The following is a 3,534-nucleotide window of genomic DNA, read 5'->3' as shown; positions in this document are numbered from 1 at the left end:
CCTCTCTTAACCGGCTAATCGGGATATTCGATGTCGCTCGACACGCCGTTTTCCTGCGGTTCTTGACCGTGGTGGTGCGAGATGGGATATGTACATCTCATGACGAAGGAACTGTCTGCGGCTGTGGACGACGACGGCGTCTGGCAGTTGTGCGGAACGGCCGCAGAGAAGTTCGGGCTGGTGAATGAATTCCTGGGGTATCTGGCTGACCGGAATTTCTCCCCTCGAACCTGCCGTGCTTACGCCTATGACCTGCTGGCGTTCGCGCGGTGGCTGAGTGGCGAGCAGTTGGGTCTGGCGGAGGTGAATGTTGATGTGCTGCTGCGGTTCTTGACAGTGTGTCGGGAGGCGACGTTGCCGGGTCGGCCGGGTGGCAACGTGTATTCGATCCGTGATGGCCGTAATCAGGGGTATGCGCCGGCGACGATCAATCGGCGGTTAGCGGCGATTTCGAGCTTGTTTGCGTTCCGGGAGATGCGTGACCCGGATGCGCGTAGCCCAGTATGTGGCGGGCGGGCGGCCCGGTTGCGTTCGCGCGGTGAGCGTTCCGGGCTGTTGGCGCACACGGCGAAGCCGAAGTCGCGGTCGCAGCTGCGGGTCCGTGAGCCGCGCCGGTTGCCGCGGGGGTTGTCGCGGGAGGAGTCTGCGGCGCTGCTGGGCAGCTTCCGTAGCTGGCGTGACCGCGCGATCGGTGGGTTGATGCTGTTGTCGGGGCTGCGGTCTGCGGAGGTGCTCGGGTTGCGGGTCAGCGATGTCGACATTGCGCGCCGCTGGGTTCGGGTGTTCGGTAAGGGCGGCAAGGAACGGTCAGTGCCGATTGACACCGACATTGCCGGCGCGATCCAAACCTATCTGCTGGCCGAACGTCCTGAGACTGACGCTGATGCACTGTTCGTCGTCGCCAAAGGCGCCCATCGCGGACAGCCGCTCACCCCGGCGGGGCTGCGCACGGTGTTCCGGTATCACCGCGAGCGCTCCGGTGTCGCGGCGGGGCATCCACACGCGTTACGGCATTCGTTTGGCACCGCACTGGCCGAGGCGGGGGTCGACCTGTCGGTGATCCAAGCGCTGATGGGCCACGACCACGTCGACTCCGCTGCTGCCTACATCCACTTGGCCCCAACGTTTCTGCGTGAGGAGTTCGATGCCGCCCGTGCTCGCCTACGCGCGCGTTCCTGAGGTCGACCTGCTCGCCGCATACGACGAACACTGTGGTCGGCTGGGTTTGATCAGTGTGAACCTTGGCTCGGCCGCGCGAACGTTCCTGCGGCGCTGGCCCGATCCGCAGCGGTGGGCCGGTGAGCCGCTCGACGCGCGATTGACAGTTTCTCATCCCACCCGCTCGTTCGTAACGTTCTTGATGTTGGCCGGGTATCTGCGGCCCGGCTATGACTACCTGATCCGCCGCAAACTGGCCGTGTTCTGGCGGCATCTGCCACCGGGGCCGTTAGCCGAAGACCTGGCGTGGTTCCTGAGCGCCGCGCAAGAACTCGGCTTCACCGAACGCACCCGCAGCGCGGCCGCATCGCAGGTGATCGGCAGGCTACTCATCCAGACCGGCCGACGGTTGGATGCGTTGATCGACAACGATTTCGACGACTTGCTGGCCGCAAGCGCGGCGCGACACGGCCGAGGGAAAGCCAGTCGTCATTACAGCAGTGCCACCCACACCGCCCGGCAGGTCATGTTTCACCTCGGTGTGTTCACCGAACAGCCGGTCAACGCGACGAGTCTGCTACGGCAGAGCTTTGCGCAGCGGATGCGGGACGCCACCCCGGCGCTGCGCGGCTCGTTTGTGGCCTACCTCGATCGGTTGACCGCCACCCACAGCCGCGGCACGGTCACCGGCACCGCGACCCGGCTCAACCACTTCGCCGCGCATCTGGCCGCGGTCGACCCGGCGCTACCAAGCCTGGCCGGCCTGGACCGCCGCCGCCACATTGAGACCTACCTGACCGCGACTGCCGAGGCGATGAACTCGCGCACCGGCGCACCGATCCAGGCATCTGAGCGCCGCGGCCGGATCCTGGCAGTGCACTGCCTGCTCAACGACATCGCCGAATGGGGCTGGCCGCAAGCACCGCAGCGGCGCCTGGTGTTTCGCTCCGATATCCCTAAATTGCCCCGGGCCTTGCCCCGCTACCTCACCCCGGACCTGGATCGGCGCCTGACCCAAGCACTTCATACCTGGCCCGAGCGGCTGCCCGCTGATGCGTTGCTGCTGCAACGAGCGACCGGTTTGCGCATCGGTGAGCTCGTCGACCTAGAACTGGACAGCGTGCACGAGATCCCCGGCCAAGGCGCGTGGCTGAAGGTTCCGCTGGGCAAGCTGAATACCGAACGCATGGTGCCCCTCGACGAGGAAACCGTCGCGCTGATCGACCGCATCGTCGCCCACCGCTCACCCGGACGGCCGTTGCCCCACCCGCGCACGGCTCGACCCACCGACTACCTGCTCACCCACCACGGTCGGCGCCTGACCGTCGATCACCTTCGCGACGTCTTGACCCGCGTTACTACCGATGCCGGCCTACCGCACATCACCCCGCACCAACTGCGCCACACCTACGCCACCGCACTGGTCAACGCCGGTGTCTCCCTGCAGAGCCTGATGGCCTTGCTCGGCCATGTCTCGGCCGAGATGAGCCTGCGCTACGGACGGCTGTTCGACTCGACCGTGCGCACCGAATACGAGCGGGCCTTGGCCGCCGCCAAAGCCCATCTCGGTACCCTGCCCACCGAGCCACCCCAGGGACGCACCCAACTGCCGATCGTCGACGGCGACTGGAAACACGCCCCGGCGGTCAAGGCCCGCCTCGCCGGTGGCTTCTGCATCCGGGCCCAGGTCCAGGGCCCGTGCGCCTACGCCAATATTTGTGAACACTGCCCCAACTTCCGCACTGATACCGGTTACCTGCCCGTCCTGGCCGCTCAGCGTGCCGACACCGAAACCCTGGCTCGTGACGCCGAGGCCCGCGGCTGGACCGGTGAAGCCGAACGCCACCGCCGACTCATCGAACGCCTCGACGCCCACATCAGTCAGACACAGACCGGATGACACCCCAACAGCGCCGACAACACGTCGAAGATGCCTGCGCCGCAATCATTCTCGCCGGACAACAAGTGACCTTCGATGACGTCGCGGCCCGTACCGGACTCGGCCGAGCCACTCTCTACCGCAACTCCGACCTACGCAGAATCATCGAAGAACACCGCGCCCGCGGCAAGGAAGCCCACACCCTATCCGGACTCACCACCGAGATCGCCCACCTACGCATCGCGTTGGACGCCATCGCCACCACCGTGCGCCGCCACGAAGAAGAAATCCGCCGCCTACGAAAACCAAAAGCCGACTAAATGCACCGCTCAACAGGTGAAACCGCGCCAAGATTAGCCGGATAACCGTGGGACAACGGCCACATCGAATCGTTCAACAACCGCATGCGGAAGGAGTGCCTCAACCGCAACCACTGGAACACCTTGTTCGAGGCCCGCGTGGTCATCGGCGACTTCAAACACGAGCACAACCACCGC

Annotated in this window: 3 protein-coding genes and 1 pseudogene; all 4 read left to right on the top strand. The window is 65.5% G+C overall.

Annotated elements, in window-relative coordinates; genetic code table 11:
• The first annotated feature begins 99 nt into the window (after positions 1-99).
• Positions 100-1,179, top strand: a complete 1,080-nt coding sequence (locus tag VKI00_RS21815) for a tyrosine-type recombinase/integrase (protein WP_324441133.1) — start codon at positions 100-102, stop codon at positions 1,177-1,179.
• Complete coding sequence (locus VKI00_RS21810; protein ID WP_324441131.1) at positions 1,145-3,058, top strand: tyrosine-type recombinase/integrase; 1,914 nt, start codon at positions 1,145-1,147, stop codon at positions 3,056-3,058. Before VKI00_RS21815 ends, VKI00_RS21810 begins: the two co-directional genes overlap by 35 nt.
• Positions 3,055-3,357, top strand: a complete 303-nt coding sequence (locus VKI00_RS21805; RefSeq protein ID WP_324441129.1) for a DUF6262 family protein — start codon at positions 3,055-3,057, stop codon at positions 3,355-3,357. The genes VKI00_RS21810 and VKI00_RS21805 overlap by 4 nt, the downstream gene beginning before the upstream one ends.
• A gap of 57 nt (positions 3,358-3,414) precedes the next feature.
• Positions 3,415-3,534 (top strand): annotated as a pseudogene (locus VKI00_RS21800) (integrase core domain-containing protein); the annotation flags it as partial.

Origin of the sequence: Mycobacterium sp. (assembly GCF_035314665.1) — a bacterium.
GTDB lineage: Bacteria > Actinomycetota > Actinomycetes > Mycobacteriales > Mycobacteriaceae > Mycobacterium.
This window is presented reverse-complemented; position numbering and strand designations above follow the sequence as displayed.

What these genes read in the sequence shown, in the direction of transcription:
- VKI00_RS21810 (WP_324441131.1), top strand. Translation starts at nt 1,145, where the DNA reads ATGCCGCCCGTGCTCGCCTACGCGCGCGTTCCTGAGGTCGACCTGCTC.
- VKI00_RS21815 (WP_324441133.1), top strand. Translation starts at nt 100, where the DNA reads ATGACGAAGGAACTGTCTGCGGCTGTGGACGACGACGGCGTCTGGCAG.
- VKI00_RS21805 (WP_324441129.1), top strand. Translation starts at nt 3,055, where the DNA reads ATGACACCCCAACAGCGCCGACAACACGTCGAAGATGCCTGCGCCGCA.